The following is a 25,494-nucleotide window of genomic DNA, read 5'->3' as shown; positions in this document are numbered from 1 at the left end:
TCCTTTAATTCATTGCCGGCTCGCCAAGCAATTCAAGCGTGACGCTGACAATTTGGTCTGATGTCGGCAAATATTGATCTTCAAGCACCGGCGAAAACGGCACTGGTGTATGCGGCGCTGTAATCCGTTTAATCGGCGCATCAAGCAAATCAAAGCCCTTATCGGCGACAATCGCAGCAATATCCGTGGCGATGCTGCAGCGCGGATTGGCTTCGTCAATGATGATCAGCCGGTTTGTTTTTTCTAACGATGTGAAAATCGCTTCCTCATCTAAAGGAGACAGACTCCGGGGATCAAGCACCTCGGCGTCGATGCCTTTCTCAGAAAGCTGCGCAGCCGCTTCAAGCGCAGTATTGACCTGCTTGCCGACTGCAAAGAGCGTGACATCATTGCCTTCGCGTTTGATATCCGCTTTTCCGAGCGGAATTGTATAATAATCTTCCGGCACCTCGCCCTTCATGTTGTAGGACGTTTTATCTTCAAAAAAGAATACCGGATCATTGTCTTCTATTGCCGAAAGCAGCAAACCTTTGGCGTCATATGGATTGGACGGCACAACCGTCTTCAGACCCGGGATGCTGGTGAACAGGCCATACAGCGCCTGCGAATGCTGAGCGGCTGCCCGGAACCCGGCTCCGTATGTGGTGCGGACGGTGATCGGCACTTGCGCTTTACCGCCGAACATATAGCGGAATTTCGCCCCTTGGTTGATCACTTGGTCAAAGCACGTTCCGATAAAATCGTTAAACATCAGTTCCGCAATCGGTCTCAGCCCCGTGGATGCCGCAGCCATGGCCGCACCCATGTAGCCCGCCTCAGAAATTGGTGTGTCCAGCACCCTGCTTCTGCCGAATTCCTGTACGAGCCCCTTTGTGACCCCCAATACACCGCCCCATGCTTCATCATCTTGCAAGTGATCGACCGCCGCTCCCCCGGCGACATCTTCACCGATTACAAGCACATTGTCGTCTTTTCTCATCGCAAGCTTCATTGCTTCATTGATCGCGTCCGACATGCTTATGACTCTCGCCATCTCACATTCCCCCTTTTTCATATGACACGTAGACGTCTGTCAACAGCTCAGACTCTTTCGGATATGGACTCTTTTCGCTGAACGAGACGGCTTTTTCAATCGATTCGCTGACACGCTGTTCGATGTCTGACAGTTTATTTGCATCTGTTTCTTTTAGAAGATAGTTTTTAAAGCCTTGGATGGCATCCTTTTCTTCAAGATGCTCAGTCTTTTCATCCTTTGTTTTATAAGTTTGGGCATCCCCTTCGAAATGGCCGTAGTTTCTGTAAGTCATACATTCAATCAAAGACGGGCCTCCGCCGTTTCTTGCTCTTTCTATCGCTTCCCCGGCTGCCTGATAAACTGCTAAAATATCTTTTCCGTCCACCGTGACCCCCGGCATGTTGTAGGCAGCCGCCCGATCGGCGATTGAATCACAGGCTGATGCGTACTCAAATGTCGTGGCTTCGCCGTAACCGTTGTTTTCGGCGATGAACACGACAGGAAGATTCCATACTGCCGCTAAGTTCAGCCCTTCATGGAAGGTCCCTTGGTTATTGGCTCCGTCCCCAAAAAAGCAAACGCTTACATTTTTAGTTTGTTTATATTTAGCCGTGAGCGCTGATCCGCATGCGAGCGTGAATCCGCCCCCGACGATTCCATTTGCGCCTAACATGCCTTTATCAAGATCCGCAATGTGCATAGAACCGCCTTTTCCTTTACACAGTCCGGTCGCTTTTCCGAATATTTCCGCCATCATGCCGTCCAGATCACAGCCTTTGGCGATACAATGGCCATGTCCCCTGTGCGTGCTTGTAATGCTGTCGCCATCATCTAAATGAGCGCACACCCCCGCAGCTACCGCTTCTTCACCGGCATACAAATGGACGAATCCGGGAAGCACTCCTTGCGCGAACAGTTCATGCACTTTGTCTTCAAAGCCCCTGATTTCCAGCATCTTTTGGTACATCCACAGCGCTTTTTCCTCAGTTAATGACAAGCCTTCTCGTTTTAACAATTCCATTTTGTGCGCCTCCTTCTATTTAGGGTTCACACTTATAAATGCAAGAAGCATGCCAGCCTTTGAAGCCCGTAAAATGAATGTTTTTACTTTTACAATGGAGACAGTTTGAGACAGGTGTCTCATTTTGTCTCGATCTGTTCCCTTTGTCTCGTTTTAAGGCATACAAAAAAGACCGGGCATCACCCTGTCTTTGACAATGATCGACGTATTTATTTCCTCGGAAATCTTTTATTGCTTCATTCTTCTGCATACAGTTTATCATGGCGTTTGAGTGGTTACACTCTTTTTTTCATATCCACGTGCTGCAGTTCATGCTTTTCTTCAACAGCCCGATTCAGCGCTTGAAGCATGTAGCCAATGCCTTTATACGATGACAAAGGCCAGGTGATATGCTGATGCTCTCCGATGACGGCGTTTAGGACGCTTCGGTATTTTTTTCCGCCAAGCATGACAAGCTCTTCGATGTCGGAAAAGCCTTTTTCATGAAATTGACGGCGCAGCTCGTCCGCTGCCATGATCTCCGGATGACCGGTTCCAAAAGTGACATCGTAATTTCCGGGAACCATATCGTCCGGACGAAGGAATCCGTGCTTCGCCGACAAAATCACCCACTCATCGAAAAATGCTTTCGCATATCGCTCGCACGCCTGATGAAACGGGCTGAGATAAGCGTCTTCCGCCCTTACCGGACCTGTATCTGAATGGACATCCCAAATTTTTTTCTTGCCGCAGGGGATGATGCACAGTCGTTTCATTTTTCTCTCCCCCTTTATGATGTATCTCCTATCAATGTACCATTATTCGTTTATTTCTGCATGACGGATCTGTCTGGATAAAAACTGCACACAAAAAGACCCGGAATTCAAACCGAAATCCGGGCCGGATGAAGACTTGTTTAGGTCACTCTTGCTCCATCCCCTCAAGATACTTTCTCTCAAAGTCATCGAGCAATGCACGCACTTCATCTGTTGACTTTGTATTCATGCATTGATTTCTTAATTCACTTGCTCCACGGAATCCGCGGAGATATATCTTGAAAAAGCGGGGGAGCGGTTTATATGCTCGAGCTTCTGCTTTTGAATATTCATCATGAAGATCCAGGTGCAATCTCAAAAGATCAAGCAATTCCTTACTGCTATGCTCTCTCGGCTCCTTTTCAAAGGCGAATGGATTAGTAAAAATGCCTCGTCCAATCATAATCCCGTCAACACCGTATTGTTCAGCGAGTTTCAAGCCGGTTTCACGGTCAGGAATATCCCCATTGATCGTCAATAGGGTATCCGGCGCTATCTCATCACGAAGTTTCTTGATTTCCGGGATGAGCTCCCAATGCGCATCTACTTTACTCATTTCCGCTCTTGTACGCAGATGAATGGAAAGATTCGCAATGTCTTGTTTCAGTATGTGTGTCAGCCAGCCGCGCCATTCGTCTATATCCGTGTAGCCAAGTCTGGTCTTCACACTTACCGGCAGACCTCCTGCTTTCGCCGCCTGTATTAATTCGGCTGCAACTTCAGGACGGCAAATCAGGCCGCTTCCCTTTCCATTCCCCGCCACATTAGGTACAGGACAGCCCATATTGATATCCAGGCCCTTAAACCCTAATTCCGCCATCCCAATACTCATTTGGCGAAAGTTTTCAGGCTTATCTCCCCATATGTGGGCAACCATCGGCTGTTCATCCTCCGTGAATGTCAAACGGCCGCGCACACTATCCTTCCCATCCGGGTGACAATAGCTTTCTGAGTTTGTAAACTCTGTGAAAAACACATCAGGTCTGCCTGCTTCACTCACAACATGGCGAAAAACGACATCCGTCACATCTTCCATTGGTGCCAGTACAAAAAATGGCCGTGGTAATTCACGCCAGAAATTATCTGTCATAACAAATCCAAATCCTTTCATGATGGGATACAGCCAAACCTTTATCCCAAAATTAAAAACTGACCATGCTTCTTTTACACTTATAGCATGTGTCAGCACTTCTTATCAAACGATAGTAAATTTTGAACATTTCATTAACACACATAAATGGTATTAGGTTGAAACAAATCATTCATATTACTTGCTTTTGCTCTAATCAACGTGATCGCCTGTCCTCTTATGTTTCATTTTTTAAAATGAAAATCTGGAGAGGGCCGCGCAAGAAAAAGACCGAAGATCGACAATGCTCATTATTACTAAGAAGACTCTTTAATGTATACTTATGTCTACTTAATCTATTACGCATGCTACCTTCCCCCACATATATACAATTACGAGTTTGGTTTTTTAAATCTGTTACATAAACACCTTTCATTGATCTAAATTTTTGATCTTTTAGCCCATTTTATATGTTCAGGCAAAGGAATTTCAAAATTAATTGTATGATTAGCCTTTCCCTTAATGAAGAATTCCTATGGTAATTTGATTTTCAAATCCATTATCATCTCCTCCAAAAATCCACATTATGAAAAAATTCCCTATTTATCTATCAACGCTTAGCTTGCCTAACATATATCTTTAATAGTAATTACATCTTAAAAATAGACCCACCATTTATCTCTAAGTTTAGCTGTAGGCATAAATTTAAGCTTGCATTCAATGAGTGGAGCTTATTTTTTTTATTCTGCAATTTTTTTAATCTTTTTAATTTCATCCTTCTCTAAACCTAATCTTTGCAATAATTCTTTATCGTATTCGATAAAATCACCTAATTGATCATTATAATATGGGTATTGAACAGTTAAATCATTTATCGCAAGGTTTCTATAATTCTTTTTGACTCTTATATTTCCCAACTCTATTTGTGGAGGATTTTTCAACATATTAATTAGCTTTTCAGATGTTATATTTCCTTCAAAATCTTCGTGATACGGTTTTAAAGATCTATTTCCTATTGAAAAACCCGGAGGATTCCTATCTAAAAACCGAACAAAAGCTGAAGTATCAGCAATATAGCAATCATTATAATACATACTTTCACCAAGCATTGCTGTCGTTACAATAACTTTATAAATATTTTTAGGATGCCATTCTTCTTCTAGTTTCAATTCTTCTCTTACAATGTTTATATTCTCCACGTAATAATCAACAATACGATTTAGTTGCTCGACAGCACTTCTTTCTTTATGGCTTTTATTTATCTTTTCCGTTTCCCTTTGTATTATCTTTATTAAGAAATTATAATATTCCCTAATAGTTAGTGGTTGACCAAAGGCTTTTAATTCTACAAAGAACAAATCATTGTCAATAGTAAAAACTACATCACATTCATATGTTTCACCATTAACAATTCTCTTTAGTCTTTTCGCACCAATATCTAGCTTGTTTAGTTTATTTAATATGTATTCTTCTAATCCAGTACCCTTAAAAGAAATATCCACTTTCTTCTTATTTAACAGAGATATCAATGACATTGAAGGATCTATATGTGATGCCACAGAAGGAATAATAATCAAACTGTCATTATGAACGACAAAAGGACAATCTAACAAATCTTTTGCATCTTGATTAAATTTGAAGTTATTGATGATTTTAAGAGCACTGGCTTGAGTTACTCCCTTTGAAACAAATAAGTTTATCCAGTAAGTTTCAGTTTTCATAATAGTCCAATTATTTAAGTTTAATGGTTTAACTACTTTTGACTCGAATCTTTCCTTTAAATAATTTTCAGCCTCAATTTGAATTACAACGTAAGCTCTAATCCATTCTGCGAGTGACACACCTAAAAGCCTTATATTTAGATCATGAGTGTGTAGAAATTCTCCTATCGCAATACAATAATATGCTTCATTCTCGCAAAGATAATGAGCTGGAGGTAATTTCTTTGCATTTTGATCAATTTTACGTTCCAATTCTGTTTTATCGGCTAAATTAAAATCCGTATACCATTTACTTCTTTGATCCTTAAATCTCACTTTTGAGATTTCTTGTGCATGTAAAAAATCTTCATTCTTGGGCTGGATGTGAATTTTCTTATTATCTATATCAAAATCTGTACCGATAAAACGCCATTTTTGTTCAATGTTCAAAAGAGACGACCACAAATCAAATAGTTCAATATGCTCTCTTGCGACTCTTATGTGACTCATGCGCATAGTTTCAAGTTTTCCTATATTACCTTTTCCACCTCCCATAGACTTCAGTAAACTCCCCGCAAACTCTGCAATACTATCAGCTATACCTAATACACGATTTATATCTTTTTGAGCAGGTAATATTTTTTGTTTACCTTCATCAAACAATGAGATGACGTATGGATACACCTCTTTAATTCTATGTATAGAATTCCCATTAATATACTCAATTAGAGAACCTAACATAATCTCTAAAGAAAGAATAAATGTTATTACCTCTCTCTTCTGAGGAATTTGGTCTAATTTCCTGGATGATCTCAATTTATAAAAATCCTTAAAAATTGAATTAATTATATTAATTTTTTCTTCAAAATTATCAATTAACTTAATATCACTCTTATAAACTGCTTTAATGTTAGATATGACTTTTTTTGATATCTTTTGTCTATTATTGTAGATGTTAAAACAAACGCCTGAGACTCTAACGATTTCTAAAGTATCTTCCAGAGAATTGTTTTGCATAAATTCGTTTAAAAAAGGAATAAATTCCTTTGAATCTTTAAACAAAGCCTCAAGTTCATAATGGTTCCATATTTTCAAGTTGTTCTCTCCTTCTATATTTTTTTCAACAAATCCACTATATATATTTCTCCATTTATGTCTAGCTATAATCAAGACTTCTATCGCATGGGGTTTGTATTGTATATCTATTACAGCTTTATATTTCCGTTACCAAAACCCGCATGCAATTGGATCTTATAGACAGTCAAATCTTCTCCTTGGTTTATAATAACCCAATTAATCTCCCTTATAATAAGCAACTTTATACTTTCCTGAACTTCGCTTATGTACTTTGGGTACGAATTAATTTCTTAATGGGAACTATGAACTATCCCTCATTAAATGAAAACTTCCATTCCTATTAGTTTACTTCCCAATATTTAAATTTATACATACTCTTAAAGGAATCCGTTTGAGATAAGGCAATTTTCTCTGCTTTTCTTTCATCATATGAGGACATACCAGTAATACCAAACACCTCAAATATTATATCCTTGTCTTTATTGATAACGTATCCATCCGGAATAAAACTTCCATAACCTTCTATTGGCAAATAAGGCTTATAAAATGTTAGATTATCTTCACATAACCGATCATATATATTTTTTTCATGAGAACTTTCACAATATAAACCTCTACCAGATATCGGTATTAAACAGTAATTTTTTAGAGTCATACATTTATGATACTTGTCTTCTTTATACACAAAACCTGCTACCACATATTCAGGGCTATGCGGTTCTATTTTTTTCTTGTGTTCATATTCCTCCTTTTCAACATAGAAGCGATTAGTTCGCCCAAAAGCATCTTCACAATACAGAATATCTTTTTTTGTATTATCAAATAGAGTATCTTCTCCAAGCGGTATTACACTATTTACATACATGTAAACAAAATAGATATCTTTTTTTACTTTTACATTCCATATGCCTACTTGTTTATAAAACATCTCGTTTAAAGTTTTTCTTTTTCTCGATAACCTAATTCGAGCCGATATACCATAAACATGTTTAGCTAACTCATATTTATCATTAGGAACTCTATGTTTTTTTCCTAACACCATACTTTCCCACGCCATCATATTTATTCTTGTGGCTAAGCCAAAAATCGTTGATACATTTTTATTAGATCCCGTTCCTTCATGATAAATCACATTATTTCTCACATTACTGTTTCTTTCGTTATTATCCCCTAGCTGAGAAAGATGTAATTCTTTAATTCTAACAATATGTAATCCCTCTTCCTCATCGTAGCTCCAGGCCTTTTCATATGGGCTTGAACCCACAAATTGAGGATGTCGGCAACAATCCTTGGAATGTTTAAATTGTCTGGTAGAATTATATAAATACGGTGATTTTGCATTGGAAACTTTAAGCACTATCTTATCAGAACACTCACACCTTAATTCTATTTCTCCCTTTTCATTCCTAGTTTTTAAGTTTAGTAACAGAGATTCTTTTATAGGTGAATAAGGTAGTTTTGTTATGTTTCCTTTTGGTTTTTCAATTACAATAAATGATTTTTTGACCAATATATCCCTTCCTCCTATATTAAACAGACTACAATTCAATTATAGTTGAAGTTAACACAAAAATCGTTGAAGAATTTCCAAAAATCTTATATTTTAGAATTACTATTAAAAGGAGGAAAAAAGAATCGAAAAGACAGCCAGGGCAAAGGCTGCGCATAAAAAAACCCGGAAATCGGAATTGTTTAATTTACCGAAATCCAGGTCTGATTACAAATTGTTTATTTTAGTTAGACGATTTTAATACAAGCTTCGCCACGGCTTCCACATGAGCCGTCTGCGGAAACATATCAACAGGCTGAATATATTCGACACGATAGTCCTTCGACAGCGTCTGCAAGTCTTTCGCCAGTGTGGAAGGATTGCAGGATACGTAGACGAAGCGTTTCGGTTTTACTTTTTTGATGGTATCTAAAAATGTTCTGTCACAGCCGGTTCTCGGCGGGTCGACGATGACCACGTCAGGACGGAAGCCTTCTTTCGTCCATTTCGGGAGCCAGTGTTCGGCTGTTCCTGTGACATATGCCGCGTTTTTGATGCCGTGTTTTTTGGCGTTTTTCTTCGCATCGTCAATTGATTCTTTAATGACGTCCATGCCGCGGATCTCTTTTGCGCCGCTTGAGACCCACATGCCGATCGTACCGACGCCGCAATACGCGTCTACGACTTTTTCTTTTCCTGTCAGCTGAGCCGCTTGTTTCACTTCGTCATACAGCTTGACCGTCTGCTCAGGGTTGAGCTGGAAGAAGGCGCGGGCGCTCAGTTCAAATGACACGTCGCCGAGCACTTCTTGAATGGCATGGCTTCCGGCCAGCGCTTTTGTTTTGTCACCGAAAATGACGGATGTGCGCGCGCCGTTGACGTTTTGAATAATCGATTTCACTTCCGGCAGACGGTTCTGAATGGCTTTGACGATCTCGTCTTTATTCGGCAGTGTCTCTTTCGCGGTGACAAGCACGACCTGCACTTCGCCTGTTTCAAAACCGACTCTCGTCACGATGGTGCGGACATCGCCTTTTTTGGTCCGTTCGTTATAAACGGATACGTTGTGTTTTTCCAAAATACGGCGGACGATACCCGTTGTTTTGTTTGTCGCCGGATGCTGGACAATGCATTCCTTAATCGGAACGATTTTATGGGAATCAAGTCCGTATAAGCCGGCAATGATGCTGCCGCTTTGCGAGCGTCCGACTTGAAACTGGCTTTTGTTCCGGTAATTCCAAGGGTTGTCCATTCCGATCGTATCTTTAATGTTCATTTCTTCGACATTGAATCTCGTATGACGTTCCAGAGACTGAATGACGATGTCGCGTTTTTCGCGAAGCTGCTGGGTGTATGCCAGATGCTGAAGCTGACAGCCGCCGCACTGGTCGTAGACCGGGCATGGCGGCGTGACGCGGTGTTCAGACGGCTTGCGGATTTTTTTGACGCGTGCTTCTGAAAATTTCGGCTGCACATTTGTCGCTTCGGCAACGACTTCTTCACCGGGCAGAGCGCCGGGAACGAAGACAACTTTTTTCTTAAAATAGCCGACGCCCTCTCCGTTAATGCCGAGACGTTTGATGGTCAGCGGAAATGTCTGTCCGATTTTCAATTCGGCAGGCGCCTTTTTTTGATGTTGATTCACGTTTTTTTCTCTCCGTTTCTATATAAAGCCTTTCTCCTGGGAAAACGGCTGCTTTGAAATATCACATCTTTTCAGTATAACATGCAGCCGGCGGTTCCTTCATGTTTTTCACTGGAAGTTTCCAAAAATCCTCATCATTCAATACTTCTCCACAAGTACAAGGACGCATAGCTTAAATACGGCGCCCATTCGCTGCTTACCTGGAGCATCACGTCTTTTGACGGTTTATCCTCTAGGGCGAAGCGGCGTTTGACGGCGTTTTGCAGGCCGATATCCGCCAAAGGAAACAGATTCGGGCGGCCGAGGCCGAACATGAGGACGTTTTGGACGGTCCACGGGCCGATGCCTCTGATGGTGATCAGCTTTTTCATAATGTCTTCATCCGACAAATGGGTAAGTTCCGCCAGATTGAGCGCTCCTTCTGCAATCATCCGTGAAATGTCAATCGCATATTCCGCTTTTCTCATGCTGAACTGGAGCTCCCGCAAGTCATGATATTCAAGCCCCGCGATCGTTTTCGGCTCGGGATAGCACCAGACGCCGTCTTTTTGTTCACCGAAGGCATGGACGAACCGTTCCGTTAAAGTAAAAGCGAAGGACAGGTTGAGCTGCTGGTGGATGATGCATTTCATGAGACAGTTGTAGACGTCATATTCCAAGACGAGCGGGGTTCCCGCATGCTCCTCAAAAAGCGCCGACAGATTTGTTTTTGAGAAATGATCAAGCACAGGCTGAAGCGGCTGCTCCCACTGAAAAATGTGTTTGATCCGTTCAATCATCTCCTCGCGGTCCGTTTCTCCGCTGACGAGGAAGACCGGGTCTGCGGCGGTGCCTTCCGCTTGAACCGTGATGACGGACAGTTTGCCGTCCCGTGTTCTGAGCGGCACTTTGATTGATCTTGCATGAAGATCGACCGCATTCAGCGGATCGAGCGACAGCCTTTCAAGGACTTTATCAAAATGATACGGCGGTGTGACCGAAACCGTTTCCTTCCACATATGCTCCACCCCTTTTTGTCCAAGTATATCATGAAGCGGCCGGGCGGCAATTCGTATACTTTTCTTCATAACGCCGCATGATATAATGGCAGGCGGAGGGTTGTTTATGATACATATAACCGCAATCACAACACATAATGAGATATTAGATAATATCCCCCTATCACGTACAGAACAACCGGACATCGCATGGTACTGGATTGATTTTTTCGGCGCTGAGATGCATGAAACCGAGCTGCTGCGTGATTATTTTCACTTTCATCCGCTTGCGATCGAGGATTGCTTTCAGCATATGCAGCGGCCGAAAATCGACCATTATGACGGCTACCGTTTTTATGTGCTCCACGCCTTGAACCCGGACACACTGGAAATGGAAGAGGTGGACATTTTTCAGTCCGACCGTTTCATCGTCAGCTTCCATTTGCACGAATCGCCCGGCGTCTCAAAGGTGAGAGAACGGTTTTTCGCTTCTCCGGGATTAGCCAAAAAAGGGCCCGGGCACATCACTTATATGATTATGGATCAGCTTGTCGATGAATATTTCCCCGTGCTGTACAAAATTGAAGACCGGCTGAATGAAATTGAAGACAGCAGAACACATAAATCTTACGGCACTTTAATGAATGAAGTGTTTGAATTGCGGACTGATCTTTTGAACCTGAGGCGGACGATCATTCCGATGCGCGATTTAATGTACCGGATTTTGAGCCTTGACCATGTAAAAGAAAGCCGTGAAACGAAAGCGTATTTCAGCGATATTTATGACCACCTGTTAAAACTGGCTGAGCTGATCGAGTCAAACCGTGATATGACGTCAGATTTGCGGGACAGCTATGTGACGCTGAATTCAAACCGGATGAACGCCATTATGATGACATTAACCATCGTCTCGACCATTTTTATCCCGCTGACGTTCATCGCGGGGGTTTACGGCATGAATTTCGATAACATGCCTGAGCTTCATTGGAAATACGGGTATTTTATCGTTTTGGGCGTAATGGCCGTTCTTGTGGCCGCCATGCTGTTTTGGTTCGCCCGCAAAGGCTGGTTTAATATTTTCAAGTAAGAACGGCTGCCGGCTGTTCTTTTTTTTGAGAAAACATGATAGTCTGGAAAAAAACGTAAAGAGGTGTGCGCCGTTACCATCCTTTCTCACAAAATCATTTCTTCTGTCCTCCTGGCTTTCAGTGTCATGTCCATTGCCCCGCTGTATAACGGCCGTACGGTGTCTGATTACATCTTTGAGTTACTCGGCTTTTCCTCTTGGCCGGAAGATGGAGCCCATATCTCCGTCATTCCCGGGGTCGTGCTTTACTTTGCGGCGTTAATCTGGTGTGCCGCCGCGTTCAGGCGGACGCTTCCCGCGGCGGGGCTGTTTCTGATCTTTCTCAGTATGGGGGCCGCTTCCGGTATCAGTCCTGCCACCGAATATGCCGTTTTTTCCTTAAAACAGTTCGCGCCCGAAAAAGAGGCTGTCGAATATGTGAAGCACCGCAGCGAATGCAGTCATCTGGTTGAGCGAAAAAGAGCGGGCATGAGCTGCACGCTTTATATCAATCATTACGGAAAAGGGAAACAAACCATTTCTGTCACCCCGGATTTATCAGAAAACATAAAGGACGTCACATTCAAATCAAAAACGTTCACTGTAAAACCCCGTTCAAAAACAATCATCAAAACCCGATTTACCGGATTTTATAAGGGGAAAGCCGCCTCAGACTCCGGATGGTCTTCAGAACCTGAACTGAAAGTGGCAATCCTGTACACAGCAGATTAACCATTTTGCATGTATAATGGTGGAAAACTTTATTGGAGGGACTGTCAAATGAAGATCGCCATCGTCGGACTCGGCAATATGGGCCGCCCCATCGCCGAAAATATCATGAAAGCCGGATACAGCCTGACTGTATATAACCGGACGAAAGAAAAAGCGGCTGATCTGCTGGAAAAAGGGGCCGGATATGCCGAAACGCCCCGCCAGGCAGCTGAACATGCCGACATCGTGCTGTCCATGCTGTCAGACGATGACGCCGTAACAGACGTGACTTTCGGAGCTTGCGGCATTATTGCCGGGTTATCTGAAAACGGCATTCATATTTCAATGAGCACAATCAGTACGGCGCTGTCAGAACAGCTTTCCGCCGCACATTCGGGCAGAGGGCAGTCCTTTATTGCCGCTCCCGTCCTCGGCCGCCCCGATGCCGCCGAGAAGGCCGAGCTTCGCATCATCACAGCCGGACCGGCAGAAGCGAAGAAAAAGGCCGAACCGCTGCTTAACATCCTGAGTCAGCAAGTATTTGACACTGGTGAAGAAACAAAAACGGCCAATGCCGCGAAAATCAGCGTCAATTTCTTGCTGGTGTCCATGCTTGAGGCGTTATCTGAATCATTCTTAATGATGGAGAAGTACGGGTTAGAGCAAAAACAATTTTTAGAAATCGCCGGCGCGCTCTTTGGCTCTCCCGTCTATCAAAATTACGGAACCATGATGGCTGAGCAGAAATTTGAGCCGGCCGGTTTCAAAATGTCTTTAGGGCTGAAGGATACCAATCTGGCGCTCGCCGCCGCAGAACAGGTTTCTGCAAAACTCCCTCTTGCCGAACTGGCCAAGAGCCATTTTGAAAGCGGGATCGCACAAGGCTTCGGGGATCTGGATTGGGCTGCACTGATTAAAAGCTTAAAATAACAAATTAACACCTCTCCATTACCAGGAGAGGTGTTTTCTACAGGCGCGGCAGTTTCATTTCTTTCTCAAACATCAGGTCATCAATGCTTTTAAACGTGTAGCCTTCTTTTTTCAAATCGGTAATGGCATCGTCCAGAGCTTCTGAATTGTCCTTTGAAACGGTGTGGAGAAGGTAGATCGCGCCGGGATGAGCCTGCTTTATCATGTGATCATAGGCGTATTGTTTCCCTTTTTGCTCGTTAACCTTCCAGTCGACAAATGCGACGGACCAGAAAACGGTTTGGTAGCCGAGGCGCTTCGTTTCTTTCAGGACATATTCGCTGAATACGCCGCGCGGCGGACGGAGATACAGGTTGTCCCGCTTTCCGGTAATGTTGTACACAGCTTCCGTGACGGAATCGAGTTCGTCTTGAATCTGATCGCCCGTTTTTGTCGTCAGATCAGGATGATGAAAAGAATGATTGCCGATGATATGGCCTTCCTTTGACATCCGTTTAATCAAATCAGGCTGCTCTTTCACAAAATGACCCGTGACAAAAAAAGTGCCCGTGACGTGATGTTTTTTTAACACATCAAGCACTTTCGGGGTGTACCCATTTTCATATCCGTTATCAAACGTTAAATAGATGGTCTTTTCTTTCGTATTGCCTAAATAAAAGGCATCATATTTTTTGACCAGATTGTCCAGCTGTCTGCCGGCATCCGGCGGCTGATGATTGACGCTGCGTTTAAATCCCCAGTTTATCCGTTCATTCGGCACGGCTTCTGCGCTGTTGATGCCTCCCGCAAGTAAAACGGCCATGCAGCAAATTGAACAAAACCATTTCATGACCAGCACTCCTTCTGCATTTTTCCTTATTTTGCAGTAGGCTCTGCTCTTTTATACAGCCGCATTATGGAAAAAGAAAAACCCCGGCATCCGCCGGGGTTTATTCCCAATCCTTTTTAAAGCGTTCGTATTTTGCTTCCAGATCATCAAGCATGCCGATGAGCCGGTCTATATCTTCAACGTCCGTTGATTCAGGGTCTAAGGAATCAATGACATTCATAAACATATCGAGTCTGTTCTTCAGGTAATCGAGCTGCTGATCTTTGCTGTTTACTGCATTCCCCATACTTCCACTCCATTCATTTTTTATAATGGTAGCGTATTTTTTGCCGTTTTTCAATGGTTCCGCTACTTGCGATCTTGGCAGATCAGGTCTAAAATTAACAGTTGGCAGACGTTAGTATGCCCCATTTATAAAGGAGTTAGATAGTCATGACACAAAACACAACACTGCGTCCGATCACACCGGAGTACGATCCTTGGGAAGCGTACATGGATGTCGACCAGTATGGAGATATGAAACTGACGAACGTTGAATTCACAACGACGACTTTGTGCAATATGAGATGCGAGCACTGCGCCGTCGGGTACACGCTCCAGCCGAAAGACCCGAATGCGCTGCCGATCGACCTTTTATTAAAGCGGCTTGATGAAATTCCTCTGTTACGCTCTATCAGCATTACGGGCGGCGAACCGATGCTTTCGCTGAAATCGGTAAAGGAATACGTCGTCCCGCTTTTGAAATATGCCCATGAACGCGGCGTGCGCACACAGATCAATTCAAACCTGACGCTTGATATCGGGCGCTACGAACGGATTATTCCCTATTTAGACGTTCTTCACATTTCTCACAATTGGGGAACGGTCGAGGACTTTGCCGACATCGGATTTGCAATGATGGAGAAGAAACCGACATTTGAACAGCGGGCGCGCTATTTTGACAAAATGATTGAAAACAGCCGCACGCTGGTCGAAGCAGGCGTAATGGTTTCAGCGGAAACGATGCTGAACAAACGGACGCTGCCGCATATTGAACATATTCATCGGCAAATTACCGAAGAAATGAAATGCCAGCGGCACGAAGTCCATCCGATGTATCCGAGTGATTTCGCCAGCGCGCTTGAATCACTCAGTCTGAAGGACATGAGACAGGCCATTCATCATCTGCTCGACATTCGCGATGAAGAGACATGGATGCTGTTCGGTACGCTCCCGTTTTACGCATGCAGCCCTGATGAAGAAGACCAGAAGCTCCTCCGCCGCCTGCGGGAAGCGAGAAACGTTACGGTGCGAAACGACCCTGACGGCCGCTCCCGCCTGAATGTCAACATTTTTGACGGAAATATCATTGTCACGGATTTCGGCGATACACCGCCGCTCGGCAATATTAAAACAGACAGCCTTCCTGAAGCATATGACAAGTGGAGACAGACGAAGCTGAGCAAAGAGCTGAACTGCCGCTGCACAAACGTCCGGTGCCTCGGCCCGAACGTCCTTGTCAAAAACAGTTATTATCAGGACACAGATTTTTCATTACGAAAAGCCAGAGGTTAACAAAAGATGGAAACGACAATTACGGACATTTTGAAAAGCAAAGTGGTTGAGATCATCATCGTCGCTCTCGTGCTTTACGCCGGTGTTTTTCTGATCAACCGCTTTGTCCAGGTGTTATTTAAACGCACGGATTTCTTGGAGGAACGGAAAGGGAAAACGATTGAAAGCCTCGTCCGATCCATCACCCAGTATACGGCGACGATCGGTTTTATCTTTTACGTCATTTCTTTATTCGTTCATGATTTCGGCCGAATTTTAGCCGGGGCGGGTGTTGCCGGTATCGTCATCGGTTTTGGCGCCCAGTCGTTAATCAAGGACATATTGGCCGGTGTCTTTTTAATATACGAACGCCAGCTTCATAAAGGTGATTACGTGACGATTAACAATCTGTTCAACGGCACAGTCGAAGAAATCGGACTCCGTTCCCTCCAGATCCGTGAGTGGACCGGCAAGCTGCTTACCATATCTAACGGTGAGGTCAGACAGCTTCAAAACTATAACATTGATTTTATGCGGATTACCGAGTCCGTCGTGATCAGTTACAAGGAAGATCCCGAGCGGGTATATGCCGTCTTAGAAAAAGCCTGCGACATGCTCAATGATGAGCTTCACGATTCACTGAAGCGGGATGAATTTCTCAATGCGACGGAGCCGTTTCAAGTGCATGGAATCATGAGCCTGAACAAATTGACAAGAGGCATAGAATTTACCGTCAAAGGCATGGTTCAAGACACAGAATACTTCTCGGCGAGCCTTGCGGTGAGACGCGTTCTTGCCCGGGAGCTGTACAAAAACAATGTGCAATTGCTTGAGGAAATGTATCACACACAAAAAAGCTGATTCCCGAACCGGAATCAGCTTTTTTTATTTATCTCGGCTGCGCTGTCATTTGAAAACCGAATGTGACGTGATCCTGCACCGGAATCCAAGCCCCGATTCCTTGCGAAGTCACATTTTTGACGACAAGTTTCCGCTTGCTGCCTTTCAGCACCAAATACACTTCACCGTATGTTACTTTTCCTTTTTCATTAACGGCCGGAGCGTAGGCGTGCAGGTAGCCGAGCCGCTGCGGAGAAATTTTGTAGGTTTGATCACGTTTTGTGCCTGCGCCGATAACCGTTTCAAACGCGAGCGGCAGTTTTGTTTTCTTCATCGCTTTTTGCATCATCATGCTTTTTACGTCTTCTGCGTTCGGCACCTTCGCAGTGAGCCCGCCTTTGATTTTGTATTGCTGTTCTTGGGCGTATGAGATAACCGCGGTTTGCTGCCCGCCCCGGTTATCCGCTCTGTTCGTATTGATTTTTTTATATTCCCAGTTGGCGACCGTTTCGTTCGATTGATAGCCGAGCGCCCATTTCCCGAGAAATATTGTCGCCCGGTATCCGATGGCAAGCGGTGAACCGGAAACCGAGGATTCATTCAGCATCTTTATCAGATGCGGATTTTCGATGTTGATCTCGGATGTATCTAACAATTCCTTTGCCAATTTGCTCGGCTGAAGCATCGGCTGATCCTGTGAAGCATTCGGATACGTATTTTCCTTTGAAATGCTTACGACAGAGTTGGGAACTTTAAACGGTTTTTTTGCACCGGCAGACGGCGTTGCGAAAAAACTAAAGGATAACAGCAGAATCAGTGTGGCATGAAACAGCTTTCTCATCATATCACTCTTTCTATAGCATTTTCCTTTAGTCTTTTCCTCCGCAATCGTTGTTATCCGCATTTTTTACAGGTTAAAGCAGGAAAAAACCGATCGCCATGATGACATAAGCGGCAAGGAGCGTAGCCCCCTCAAACCAGTTCGAATCACCGTCATTTGAAATCATCGTCATCAAAAGGACGGATGAGATCATCGCGACAAGCTCGGGCAATGTAAATACAAGCGGCATATTGACCGGAAAAAAGATGGAACAGATCACAAGAACCGGAGCCACAAACATGGCGATCTGCAAAGTCGAGCCTACCGCGATTTCAACGGCGACATCCATCTTGTCTTTGTACGCCATAATAATCGCCGACGCATGCTCTGCGGCATTTCCGACGATTGCGACGATAATCACTCCGATAAACAGCTCGCTCCAGCCGAACTGTTCAGCCACCGCATGAAACGTATGGACAAGGTTTTCAGATATGTAGGCGACGATAATGGTTGAAATAAATAAGACGGCTGTCGCTCTTTTCCCCGACCACTCAGGCTGCTCCTCTTCTTCCTTTGCCTCCGGCTGATTCGGCTGATAAACACCGCGGTGGGTGACGAGCTTGAAATAAAGAGCTGCCACGTACAAAAGGATCATGATGATGCTGATGCCGACACTCAAATCAAGCTTGTTTTTTTCCCCCATATCCATGGAAAATACTTCGGGAATGACAAAAGCTACGATAATGGCAAAAATCAGCAGGCCAGAATTATGCCGGGCATCATGAATATTGAATTCCTGCCGCTTGTATTTCAAACCGCCGATAAAAAACGACAATCCCGCGACGAGCAGAAGATTGCCGAGCACCGAACCGGTCAGTGAAGCAAGCACGATGCCCGTCAGCCCTTCTTTTAAGGCAAAAAGCGATATAATAAGCTCTACCGCATTGCCGAACGTGGCATTCAGCAGACCGCCGATCCGCGGTCCCGCGATAATGGCAAGAGATTCAGTCGCTCTCCCCATATAACTTGCAAGCGCAATAATCGTCAAGCAATAAATAATAAACAAAACCGCTGACGGCCAGTGCATCAGGCCGCCGATGACTGAAAGCGGCACTCCCGCCGCAGCCGTAAAGAAAAAAATCCGATTCATATCTGCCTGGCTCCTTTTTTCGAATGAGTCTTTTTATATCCTTCTCAAAAACTCCCTCAATTACACTTCCGCGGCAGCCCGAATTGGCATTTTCAGGTTGCCGGACGCGACAAATCCGTGTACGATCAAGAAAGAGACTGAAGAAGGAGAAATACGCGATGTCACGACTGTACTTCTTTATTTTGGTTCTGCTTGTTTCCATCTCCGGATTTTCCCAAGGCATGCTTCTGCCGGTGATCTCCGTCATTTTTGAAACGAACGGGGAATCAGCCGCTATAAACGGACTTCACGCAACCGGCCTTTATATCGGTGTGCTCCTGGCGTCGCCGTTTATGGAAGCGCCGCTGAGAAAACTCGGATTCAAACCTCTGATGGTCATGGGCGGATTTCTTGTTATCATCAGCTTATTCAGTTTTATTTGGCTTCAATCCATATGGTTATGGTTTTTTCTTCGGCTCTTTATCGGAATCGGGGATCATATGCTGCATTTTTCAACCCAAACGTGGGTGACGTCAAAATCAACGCCCCGAAACAGAGGAAGAAACATTTCGCTGTACGGACTGTCCTTCGGGCTTGGATTCGCTGTCGGCCCGTTCATGGTCCCTCTTGTGAAAACAAGTCCGTCCCTTCCGTTTATCGTATCCGGCTGTATCAGTCTTGCCGCCTGGCTGTTTGTATTTGTCTTACGTAACGAGTACCCGGCGCAAGGTCCGGATGAAACATCCGGGGATAACAGCGCAAAACGGTTTTACCGCGCCCTTCTTTTCGGCTGGGTCGCTTTTCTCCCGGCTTTCGGGTACGGTTTTTTAGAAACGGCGCTGAACGGAAGCTTTCCCGTGTACGCCCTGCGTTTAGGCATATCCGTCGATGCCGTCGCGCTGATATTGCCCGCTTTTGCCATCGGAAGTATTGTATTCCAGTTCCCTCTCGGTTTATTAAGCGATCGATTCGGGAGAAAACGTGTCCTGCTCGTCATCTTATTAACGGGTGCCCTTTGCTTTTTGACGGCCGGACTGTTTCCGTCGCCTTCTGTCATCGGCTGCTGCTTTTTCACGGCGGGAATGGCGGTCGGCAGTATGTTTTCCCTCGGCATCAGCTATATGAGCGACCTGCTGCCGTCCCATCTCCTGCCGGCGGGCAATCTGCTCTGCGGCATTTCCTTCAGCCTCGGCAGCATGATCGGCCCGGTGGCGGGCGGCTGGTATATGCAGCGGTTTGAAAGCGCCAACTTGTTTTACTTTATTACGGTGATTCTGGTCTGTATTTGGCTTGCGCTCGTCTTCGGGAAAACAAAGCACAGTCCCGCATCCGAATCCCGTTCTTTTCCGGCCTCATAAAGAAGCCGCCTGATCTAAGTCAGGCGGCTTCTTTCTAGTGATATCCGTTCTGCCCGTTAGCGCTTCCGCTTGTTTTATTCTTCGGGCCGTTTTTTGAGTTTTGTTTATTATGGCTTCCGCCTTTTTTCGTATGCTTGGTCATAGCCGATTCCCTCCGTTTTTCAGCTTGAACGTCATCCGTTCCTCTATAGCTTGCTCCCGCGGTACGGATTTTCATCAGGAAGCTTTTTACGTTTATGTAAAAGCGCGTTGATTTCTCCTCCTAAAATCAGCAGTGTTCCCGTAAGATAAAACCAGATCATAAGGACGATAATTCCCCCGATGCTCCCGTATGTGGCGCTGTAGTTGGCAAAGGTGCCGACATAAAATGAGAACAGCATACTGACGATAATCCATCCGGCTGCCGCGAATACGGCTCCCGGCAGCACAAAACGGAGGGAAAGCCTTTTATTCGGCGCGAAAATGTAAAGCGCGGTAAACACGATTAACAGGATAAGCGGACTGATACCCCAGCGGACAACCGACCACACCTGCAAAAACAGGCCGGAGGCGCCGATGAAATCTGCCGCCAGCATTCCGATTTCTCTGCCGAACACCGGCAGAAGCAGTGCGATTAAAATCGTAACCACCATCGCGATGGTTAAAAAAATTGAGGTCAGGCGAATGATGATAAATGAGCGGTTTTCCTCGACTTCGTAGGCATGGTTAAATGCTCTGACAATCGCGTTCATGCCATTCGAAGCCGACCAGATGACGGCGATAATCCCGAATGACAAAAGCCCGCCGCTGCGCTTGTTCAGCGTTTGCTCCGTTATGGATTTCACCATGGACATGGCGCTGTCGGGCGCGTATTGATCGACCGCCCCGAGCACGTCTTCTGCCGATATGGGAAGATAGGCGGTGAGCGTCAGCATGAAAATCATTAACGGAAACAATGACAGCAGGAAAAAATACGCCAGCTCCGCCGATTTACTTTGTCCTTCATGCAGTGAAAACCTTGCAAACAGCTCTTTTATAAAACCCATGACATCCCACCTCAATGATCGTTTTTCGAAAAATGCTCCTTCGTTTCTTTTAACAGGTCAATGACCTGCGGCGTCGTCTGCTTCAGCTTGGTGATCTGCCCGTTTAAAAAACTCAGATCTTCCGATACGGTATTGGCGATGATTTTCACTTGATCCAGTTTTGCAGATGCCTGCTGTTTCAGGGCTTCAGGATGTTTTCGGTAAAATGCCGCACGCCGCCTGCACGCGTCCATGTTCCGGAAACATGCCTCTCTCGTCGGCTTATGTAATAAGGACAGTGCTCCGCCGGCGGCAGCGCCGATCAGAATCGCTTTTGCCATGATGCGTGTCTGCTTCATCGGTCAATCCCCCTTATAAATGATGGTCTTTCTTTATTGTCTCCAGCAAATGACGGCACCCGGACTCGACCAAAGCGTACACCTCGCTGAAATTCCCGGTATAATACGGATCGGGCACGTCCGCAAGGTCCGACTCCGGTACATAATCAAGCAGCCTTGCAATACGCGGCGCCGCTTTTTTATAACCGGCCATGCTGCGCAGATGTCCGATATTTTCTGCATCCATCGCAATGACGTAATCAAAATCGGTCAGATCAGACTCACGCACCTGCCTCGCCGTGATGCCGCTTGCGCTGATCCCTTTCTTCTTTAGGATCTCCTTTGTCCCTTCATGCGGCGGATTTCCCGCATGCCAGGCGCCGATTCCCGCTGAATCAATGTTAATCTGCCCGTTCAGCCCGTTTTTCTTCACCATATCAGAAAATACCGCCTCTGCCATAGGCGACCGGCAAATATTTCCAAGACAGACAAACAGCACATGTATCATATCGATAACCTCCCTATTCTTTCCCCGCATTTTGAGGATCAAAAACCTTATCATCATCTTAGCAACTTTTCTGCTGCTGTGGAAATAAGCTTTTATTCTAAATGAATTCTGTTAGAATAAAGGGTACGAAAACGGTCATGAAAGGATGCATGAATTTGCCGAGCCAACAAACAGAAACGTTAAACAAAATGATTGAAGACATTTCGCAAAAGCTCAACATGCTCAATGTCGGCGTCATCAGAGCGGAAGATTTCAGTGATGAAAAAATAGAAGATCTTACATACCTTCATCAAATGGTCATGAAAAAAGCATCATTCAGCCCGAGTGAAATGCAGGCCATTGCCGAGGAGCTCGCCTCTCTCAGAAAATAAACCCGTGTCAGACCTGCCGAAAAACGGCGGGTCTTTTTTTGATTTAAAAAAGTAAAAAATAAAAGTTCATCGGTTTGACACATATAAAAAGAAGGAGTATAGTAACTGTGAACTTGGTAGAACGATATACTAAATGAGCGGGCCGCTTATCTTTTTTTATTTAGTAGAACGATATACTCGTTGTGATATCAGCGTTATTCAAGTTTTGTATCTGCAACCGTTTTATCAAACCAGTTTTCAAAGAAAGGCAGTGGTTCAATAAAGGGGAATGGTTCTGCGCTTTTGTTAATTTAAAAATTAATTTAATTCTTTATTAACCGCATTAGGGGATGTCATCATGAAAAACATATACACCAAAATGGCAGCGGGTCTTTATATTAATTATTTCCTGCTGGGCATGATCAATATTATTATCGCATCCAATATGGAGGCATTATCAAAACAGCTTCATACATCCGCAGCCGGGGTCAGCTATTTGGTCTCCGCCATCGGGATCGGGAAGCTGATTTCGCTTCTGTTTGCCGGGAAGCTTTCGGATACATTCGGGAGACGGCCGTTTATCGTGTCGGGCGCCTTTCTGTATCTGATTTTCCTAATCGGAATTCCGCTTTCGACAAACTATACGGCCGCGTTTATCTTCGCCATTTTCGCAGGGATCGCCAATTCCTTTTTGGATTCCGGGACATATCCGGCGCTTATTGAAGGATTTCCGAAAAACGCAAGCTCTGCAACCGTGTTAATCAAAGCGTTTGTATCCATCGGCGCGACGGTGCTTCCGTTTTTTATCGCGTTTATTGCGGACAGGCATTTGTTTTACGGCTGGACGTTTTTCGTACCGGGCATTATTTTCTTCCTGAACGGCTTTTTCCTGTTGAAAGTTCCGTTTCCGAATCATAAGCAAAAAGAAGACGGCGGCCGGACGGAAGCCTCTCCGTCTGATGACGCGTTCACATCACAGCCGTCGATATGGCGCGAAGGCCTTGCAATCATTCTGTTAGGCTTTTCATCAACGGCGCTGTTTATGCTCGTTCAAGTATGGCTTCCTAAGTTCGGGCAATCCGTTTTGGGCATGCCTGAGGTGCAGGCCGTCAAATTGTTGAGCTATTACAGCATCGGTGCGCTTGTGTCCGTATTATTGCTGGCCGTGCTGTTAAACAGAGTGATTCAGCCGATTACGGTAATGGTGCTGTACCCTGTGATCGCGGCAATCGCGCTGCTTGCTCTGATTTTCATTCATCAGCCGGCCGTATCGGTCATCAGCTCCTTTGTCATCGGACTTTCAACTGCGGGCATTCTGCAATTGGCGATGACGGTTATGGCTGTTTTATTCCCTAAAAATAAAGGTACGATCACATCTTTTGTTAATATAGCATCAAGCTTATCTTTTATTGTCATTCCGCTTGTAACGGGAGCGATCTCCAAAGCGGCCGGCCTGACGCCTGTTTTTCTGCTTGATATCGGAATTGCGGCCGTCAGCGCCCTTCTCGCATTGTTTATCGGAATCCGCTTTAAGCAAGTGATGAAAGCCTGACTATTTTTTAAGGGAGAGGATTTATCATGCAATCTATCACGATCAGAAACACGGTCATCGGCGAAGGGCTTCCGAAGATCATTGTGCCGCTGATGGCGCCCGGAGAGAAAGAACTGCTCGAAGAAATTGAAGCCGTCAACAGGCTTCGCCCGGATATCATTGAGTGGCGGGCGGATGTGTACGAGCACGTTGACAGCCTGGACGCCGTAAAAGGCATGCTTGAAAAGCTGCGGAAAGCCGCAGGCGCAACACCGCTGCTTTTCACATTCAGAACTCATAAAGAAGGCGGAAATAAAGTTATTGATGACCGCTTTTACATTGAATTGCTTAAAACAGCCATCGAAACACAACACATTGACCTTGCAGACGTTGAGTTGTTTACGGGAGAAGCGGAAGTCAAATCAATTGTGAAAACCGCTGAAGACAACGGCGTATATGTCGTCATGTCCAATCATGATTTTCATCAGACACCGAAAAAAGAAGAAATCATTTCCCGGCTGCGGAACATGCAGGCGTACGGCGCGCACATTCCGAAAATCGCGGTGATGCCGCAAAGCACTGAAGATGTTTTCGTCTTATTGGATGCCACTCACACGATGAAAACACAATACGCAGACCGGCCGATCATCACGATGTCAATGGCGGGAACAGGTCTGATCAGCCGCCTGGCCGGCGAAGTCTTCGGCTCAGCGTGCACGTTCGGAGCGGGCAAAGAAGCATCAGCGCCCGGACAAATTCCCGTTGAAGAATTGCGCAGCGTACTCAGCATTTTAAATAAACATATGTAATCAGCGTTTTTCTGCCCTTAAAGCGGGATGAAAAACAAATGAATGGACTAACGGAGGAATACATCATGAAGAAAGATTTAGGACGGATTAACGGAAAAACTCAGCTTATCGGATTATTCGCGACACCGATCGGACACTCTTTATCTCCGGCGATGCACAACCTGGCGTTTAAAAAATTAGGATTGAACTACGCGTACCTCGCGTTTGAAGTCGGCAATGAACAGCTGGAAGATGTGGTAACGGGAATGCGCGCCTTAAACGTCAGAGGCTTCAATGTCTCGATGCCGAACAAGATGAACATTCTCCCTTACCTCGATGAACTCGCGGATTCAGCGAAATTCACCGGCGCGGTGAATACAGTCGTTAATGAAAACGGCAGACTGATCGGACACTCCACTGACGGTATGGGATACGTCCGCAACTTAAAAGAACACGGCATCGATATCACAGGCAAAAAAATGACGCTGGTCGGTTCCGGCGGGGCCGCCACTCCGATAGCGATTCAATCCGCATTGGAAGGCCTCGGAGAAATCTCTATTTTCGCCCGCAATGACGCGTTTTTCGAAAAAGCGGAAGAAAATGTCCGCATCATCAATGAAGAAATGAAGGGATCTTCTTGCAAAGCGAAAGTCTTCCCGCTCGAAGATCAAGATGCGCTGCGTGCTGAAATCGCTTCAAGCGATATTTTCACGAACGGAACGGGTGTCGGCATGAAACCGCTTGAAGGCTTGAGCGTCATTGAAGATACATCCATGCTCCGTCCGGATTTGATTGTGACAGACGTCGTTTACAACCCCGTTACGTCGAAATTGCTTGAACAAGCTCAAGCGGCCGGCTGCAACACCATTAACGGCCTCGGCATGATGCTTTGGCAGGGCGCCATGGCGTTTGAATATTGGACAGGCCGTGAAATGCCTGTTCAGTATATTAAAGAGCAAATGTTTGAATAAC

Annotated in this window: 25 protein-coding genes; 10 read left to right on the top strand and 15 right to left on the bottom strand. The window is 45.1% G+C overall.

Translation table 11 applies throughout. The annotated features are described in order from the left end of the window. Positions 1–4: 4 nt before the first annotated feature. The 8 genes from acoB to OTK50_RS16590 form a co-directional block, all read right to left on the bottom strand. Entirely contained in the window at positions 5–1,033 is a 1,029-nt protein-coding gene (acoB, locus tag OTK50_RS16625) for an acetoin:2,6-dichlorophenolindophenol oxidoreductase subunit beta (RefSeq protein ID WP_052827183.1), read from the bottom strand. A 1-nt stretch (position 1,034) separates the two neighbouring features. Continuing rightward, positions 1,035–2,036 (bottom strand): acetoin:2,6-dichlorophenolindophenol oxidoreductase subunit alpha, encoded by a 1,002-nt coding sequence (gene acoA / locus OTK50_RS16620; RefSeq protein WP_003155540.1) that lies wholly within the window; start codon positions 2,034–2,036, stop codon positions 1,035–1,037. Positions 2,037–2,311: 275 nt separating this feature from the next. Next, positions 2,312–2,791: a DUF6884 domain-containing protein gene (locus tag OTK50_RS16615; protein ID WP_061581195.1), complete on the bottom strand. Its 480-nt coding sequence runs from the start codon at positions 2,789–2,791 to the stop codon at positions 2,312–2,314. Positions 2,792–2,936: 145 nt separating this feature from the next. Further along, positions 2,937–3,920, bottom strand: a complete 984-nt coding sequence (locus tag OTK50_RS16610) for a tRNA dihydrouridine synthase (RefSeq protein WP_094031591.1) — start codon at positions 3,918–3,920, stop codon at positions 2,937–2,939. 719 nt (positions 3,921–4,639) lie between these two features. Then, positions 4,640–6,694: a hypothetical protein gene (locus tag OTK50_RS16605; RefSeq protein ID WP_206701121.1), complete on the bottom strand. Its 2,055-nt coding sequence runs from the start codon at positions 6,692–6,694 to the stop codon at positions 4,640–4,642. Positions 6,695–7,016: 322 nt separating this feature from the next. Beyond that, complete coding sequence (locus tag OTK50_RS16600; RefSeq protein ID WP_052941788.1) at positions 7,017–8,186, bottom strand: hypothetical protein; 1,170 nt, start codon at positions 8,184–8,186, stop codon at positions 7,017–7,019. A gap of 223 nt (positions 8,187–8,409) precedes the next feature. Beyond that, positions 8,410–9,810 (bottom strand): 23S rRNA (uracil(1939)-C(5))-methyltransferase RlmD, encoded by a 1,401-nt coding sequence (gene rlmD, locus OTK50_RS16595; protein ID WP_007408520.1) that lies wholly within the window; start codon positions 9,808–9,810, stop codon positions 8,410–8,412. A 134-nt stretch (positions 9,811–9,944) separates the two neighbouring features. After that, entirely contained in the window at positions 9,945–10,808 is an 864-nt protein-coding gene (locus OTK50_RS16590; RefSeq protein WP_094031590.1) for a DNA-3-methyladenine glycosylase family protein, read from the bottom strand. Positions 10,809–10,914: 106 nt separating this feature from the next. Here OTK50_RS16590 and corA point away from each other — a divergent pair, with 106 nt between their 5' ends. The 3 genes from corA to OTK50_RS16575 all read left to right on the top strand — a co-directional run bounded on the left by corA (position 10,915) and on the right by OTK50_RS16575 (position 13,494). Continuing rightward, positions 10,915–11,874 carry a magnesium/cobalt transporter CorA gene (gene corA / locus OTK50_RS16585; RefSeq protein WP_007408518.1) on the top strand — a complete coding sequence of 320 codons (960 nt, stop codon included), beginning with the start codon at positions 10,915–10,917 and terminating at the stop codon, positions 11,872–11,874. Between the two features lie 63 nt (positions 11,875–11,937). Then, positions 11,938–12,585 carry a hypothetical protein gene (locus OTK50_RS16580; RefSeq protein ID WP_094031589.1) on the top strand — a complete coding sequence of 216 codons (648 nt, stop codon included), beginning with the start codon at positions 11,938–11,940 and terminating at the stop codon, positions 12,583–12,585. A gap of 48 nt (positions 12,586–12,633) precedes the next feature. Then, on the top strand, positions 12,634–13,494 hold the full coding sequence (locus OTK50_RS16575) for an NAD(P)-dependent oxidoreductase (RefSeq protein ID WP_094031588.1): 861 nt from the start codon (positions 12,634–12,636) through the stop codon (positions 13,492–13,494). A 37-nt stretch (positions 13,495–13,531) separates the two neighbouring features. Here the strand turns inward: OTK50_RS16575 and pdaA are convergent, their stop codons facing one another. Together pdaA and OTK50_RS16565 are read right to left on the bottom strand one after the other, a co-directional pair. Continuing rightward, positions 13,532–14,323 (bottom strand): delta-lactam-biosynthetic de-N-acetylase, encoded by a 792-nt coding sequence (pdaA, locus tag OTK50_RS16570; RefSeq protein WP_003155556.1) that lies wholly within the window; start codon positions 14,321–14,323, stop codon positions 13,532–13,534. Positions 14,324–14,423: 100 nt separating this feature from the next. Further along, positions 14,424–14,609, bottom strand: a complete 186-nt coding sequence (locus OTK50_RS16565) for an SE1561 family protein (protein WP_003155558.1) — start codon at positions 14,607–14,609, stop codon at positions 14,424–14,426. 146 nt (positions 14,610–14,755) lie between these two features. Here OTK50_RS16565 and yfkAB point away from each other — a divergent pair, with 146 nt between their 5' ends. Next, on the top strand, positions 14,756–15,877 hold the full coding sequence (gene yfkAB, locus OTK50_RS16560; protein WP_094031587.1) for a radical SAM/CxCxxxxC motif protein YfkAB: 1,122 nt from the start codon (positions 14,756–14,758) through the stop codon (positions 15,875–15,877). Positions 15,878–15,883: 6 nt separating this feature from the next. Then, positions 15,884–16,717: a mechanosensitive ion channel family protein gene (locus OTK50_RS16555; RefSeq protein ID WP_224224110.1), complete on the top strand. Its 834-nt coding sequence runs from the start codon at positions 15,884–15,886 to the stop codon at positions 16,715–16,717. A 28-nt stretch (positions 16,718–16,745) separates the two neighbouring features. Here OTK50_RS16555 and OTK50_RS16550 read toward each other — a convergent pair whose 3' ends face one another. After that, on the bottom strand, positions 16,746–17,540 hold the full coding sequence (locus OTK50_RS16550) for a YfkD famly protein (protein ID WP_094031586.1): 795 nt from the start codon (positions 17,538–17,540) through the stop codon (positions 16,746–16,748). Positions 17,541–17,610: 70 nt separating this feature from the next. Next, positions 17,611–18,666, bottom strand: a complete 1,056-nt coding sequence (gene cax, locus OTK50_RS16545; RefSeq protein ID WP_007408511.1) for a calcium/proton exchanger — start codon at positions 18,664–18,666, stop codon at positions 17,611–17,613. Positions 18,667–18,824: 158 nt separating this feature from the next. Between cax and OTK50_RS16540 the strand changes: the two genes are divergently transcribed. After that, a complete protein-coding gene (locus OTK50_RS16540; RefSeq protein WP_224224109.1) occupies positions 18,825–20,003 on the top strand; it encodes an MFS transporter in 1,179 nt (392 codons plus the stop codon). A 185-nt stretch (positions 20,004–20,188) separates the two neighbouring features. Here the strand turns inward: OTK50_RS16540 and OTK50_RS16535 are convergent, their stop codons facing one another. Genes OTK50_RS16535 through OTK50_RS16525 form a run of 3 tightly spaced genes read right to left on the bottom strand, consistent with a single transcriptional unit; the run spans position 20,189 to position 21,853 of the window. Beyond that, positions 20,189–21,028 carry a YihY family inner membrane protein gene (locus OTK50_RS16535; RefSeq protein ID WP_032872320.1) on the bottom strand — a complete coding sequence of 280 codons (840 nt, stop codon included), beginning with the start codon at positions 21,026–21,028 and terminating at the stop codon, positions 20,189–20,191. 11 nt (positions 21,029–21,039) lie between these two features. After that, complete coding sequence (locus tag OTK50_RS16530) at positions 21,040–21,366, bottom strand: hypothetical protein (RefSeq protein ID WP_012117079.1); 327 nt, start codon at positions 21,364–21,366, stop codon at positions 21,040–21,042. Between the two features lie 13 nt (positions 21,367–21,379). After that, positions 21,380–21,853, bottom strand: coding sequence for a low molecular weight protein-tyrosine-phosphatase (locus tag OTK50_RS16525; RefSeq protein WP_012117078.1), 474 nt, complete (start codon positions 21,851–21,853; stop codon positions 21,380–21,382). Between the two features lie 155 nt (positions 21,854–22,008). Between OTK50_RS16525 and OTK50_RS16520 the strand changes: the two genes are divergently transcribed. The 4 genes from OTK50_RS16520 (at position 22,009) to OTK50_RS16505 (ending at position 25,493) form a co-directional block, all read left to right on the top strand. After that, entirely contained in the window at positions 22,009–22,224 is a 216-nt protein-coding gene (locus OTK50_RS16520; protein WP_003155571.1) for a DUF1128 domain-containing protein, read from the top strand. Positions 22,225–22,561: 337 nt separating this feature from the next. Then, positions 22,562–23,755, top strand: a complete 1,194-nt coding sequence (locus tag OTK50_RS16515) for an MFS transporter (RefSeq protein ID WP_003155573.1) — start codon at positions 22,562–22,564, stop codon at positions 23,753–23,755. A gap of 26 nt (positions 23,756–23,781) precedes the next feature. Next, complete coding sequence (aroD, locus tag OTK50_RS16510) at positions 23,782–24,543, top strand: type I 3-dehydroquinate dehydratase (protein WP_039062774.1); 762 nt, start codon at positions 23,782–23,784, stop codon at positions 24,541–24,543. A gap of 65 nt (positions 24,544–24,608) precedes the next feature. Continuing rightward, positions 24,609–25,493 carry a shikimate dehydrogenase gene (locus OTK50_RS16505; protein WP_007408504.1) on the top strand — a complete coding sequence of 295 codons (885 nt, stop codon included), beginning with the start codon at positions 24,609–24,611 and terminating at the stop codon, positions 25,491–25,493. Position 25,494: the final 1 nt, after the last annotated feature.

It is taken from the genome of Bacillus sp. NEAU-CP5 (assembly GCF_026420705.1).
GTDB classification, from domain to species: Bacteria; Bacillota; Bacilli; order Bacillales; family Bacillaceae; genus Bacillus; species Bacillus velezensis.
The sequence above is the reverse complement of the archived record's forward strand: the minus strand, read 5'-3'. Positions and strand labels throughout refer to the sequence as shown.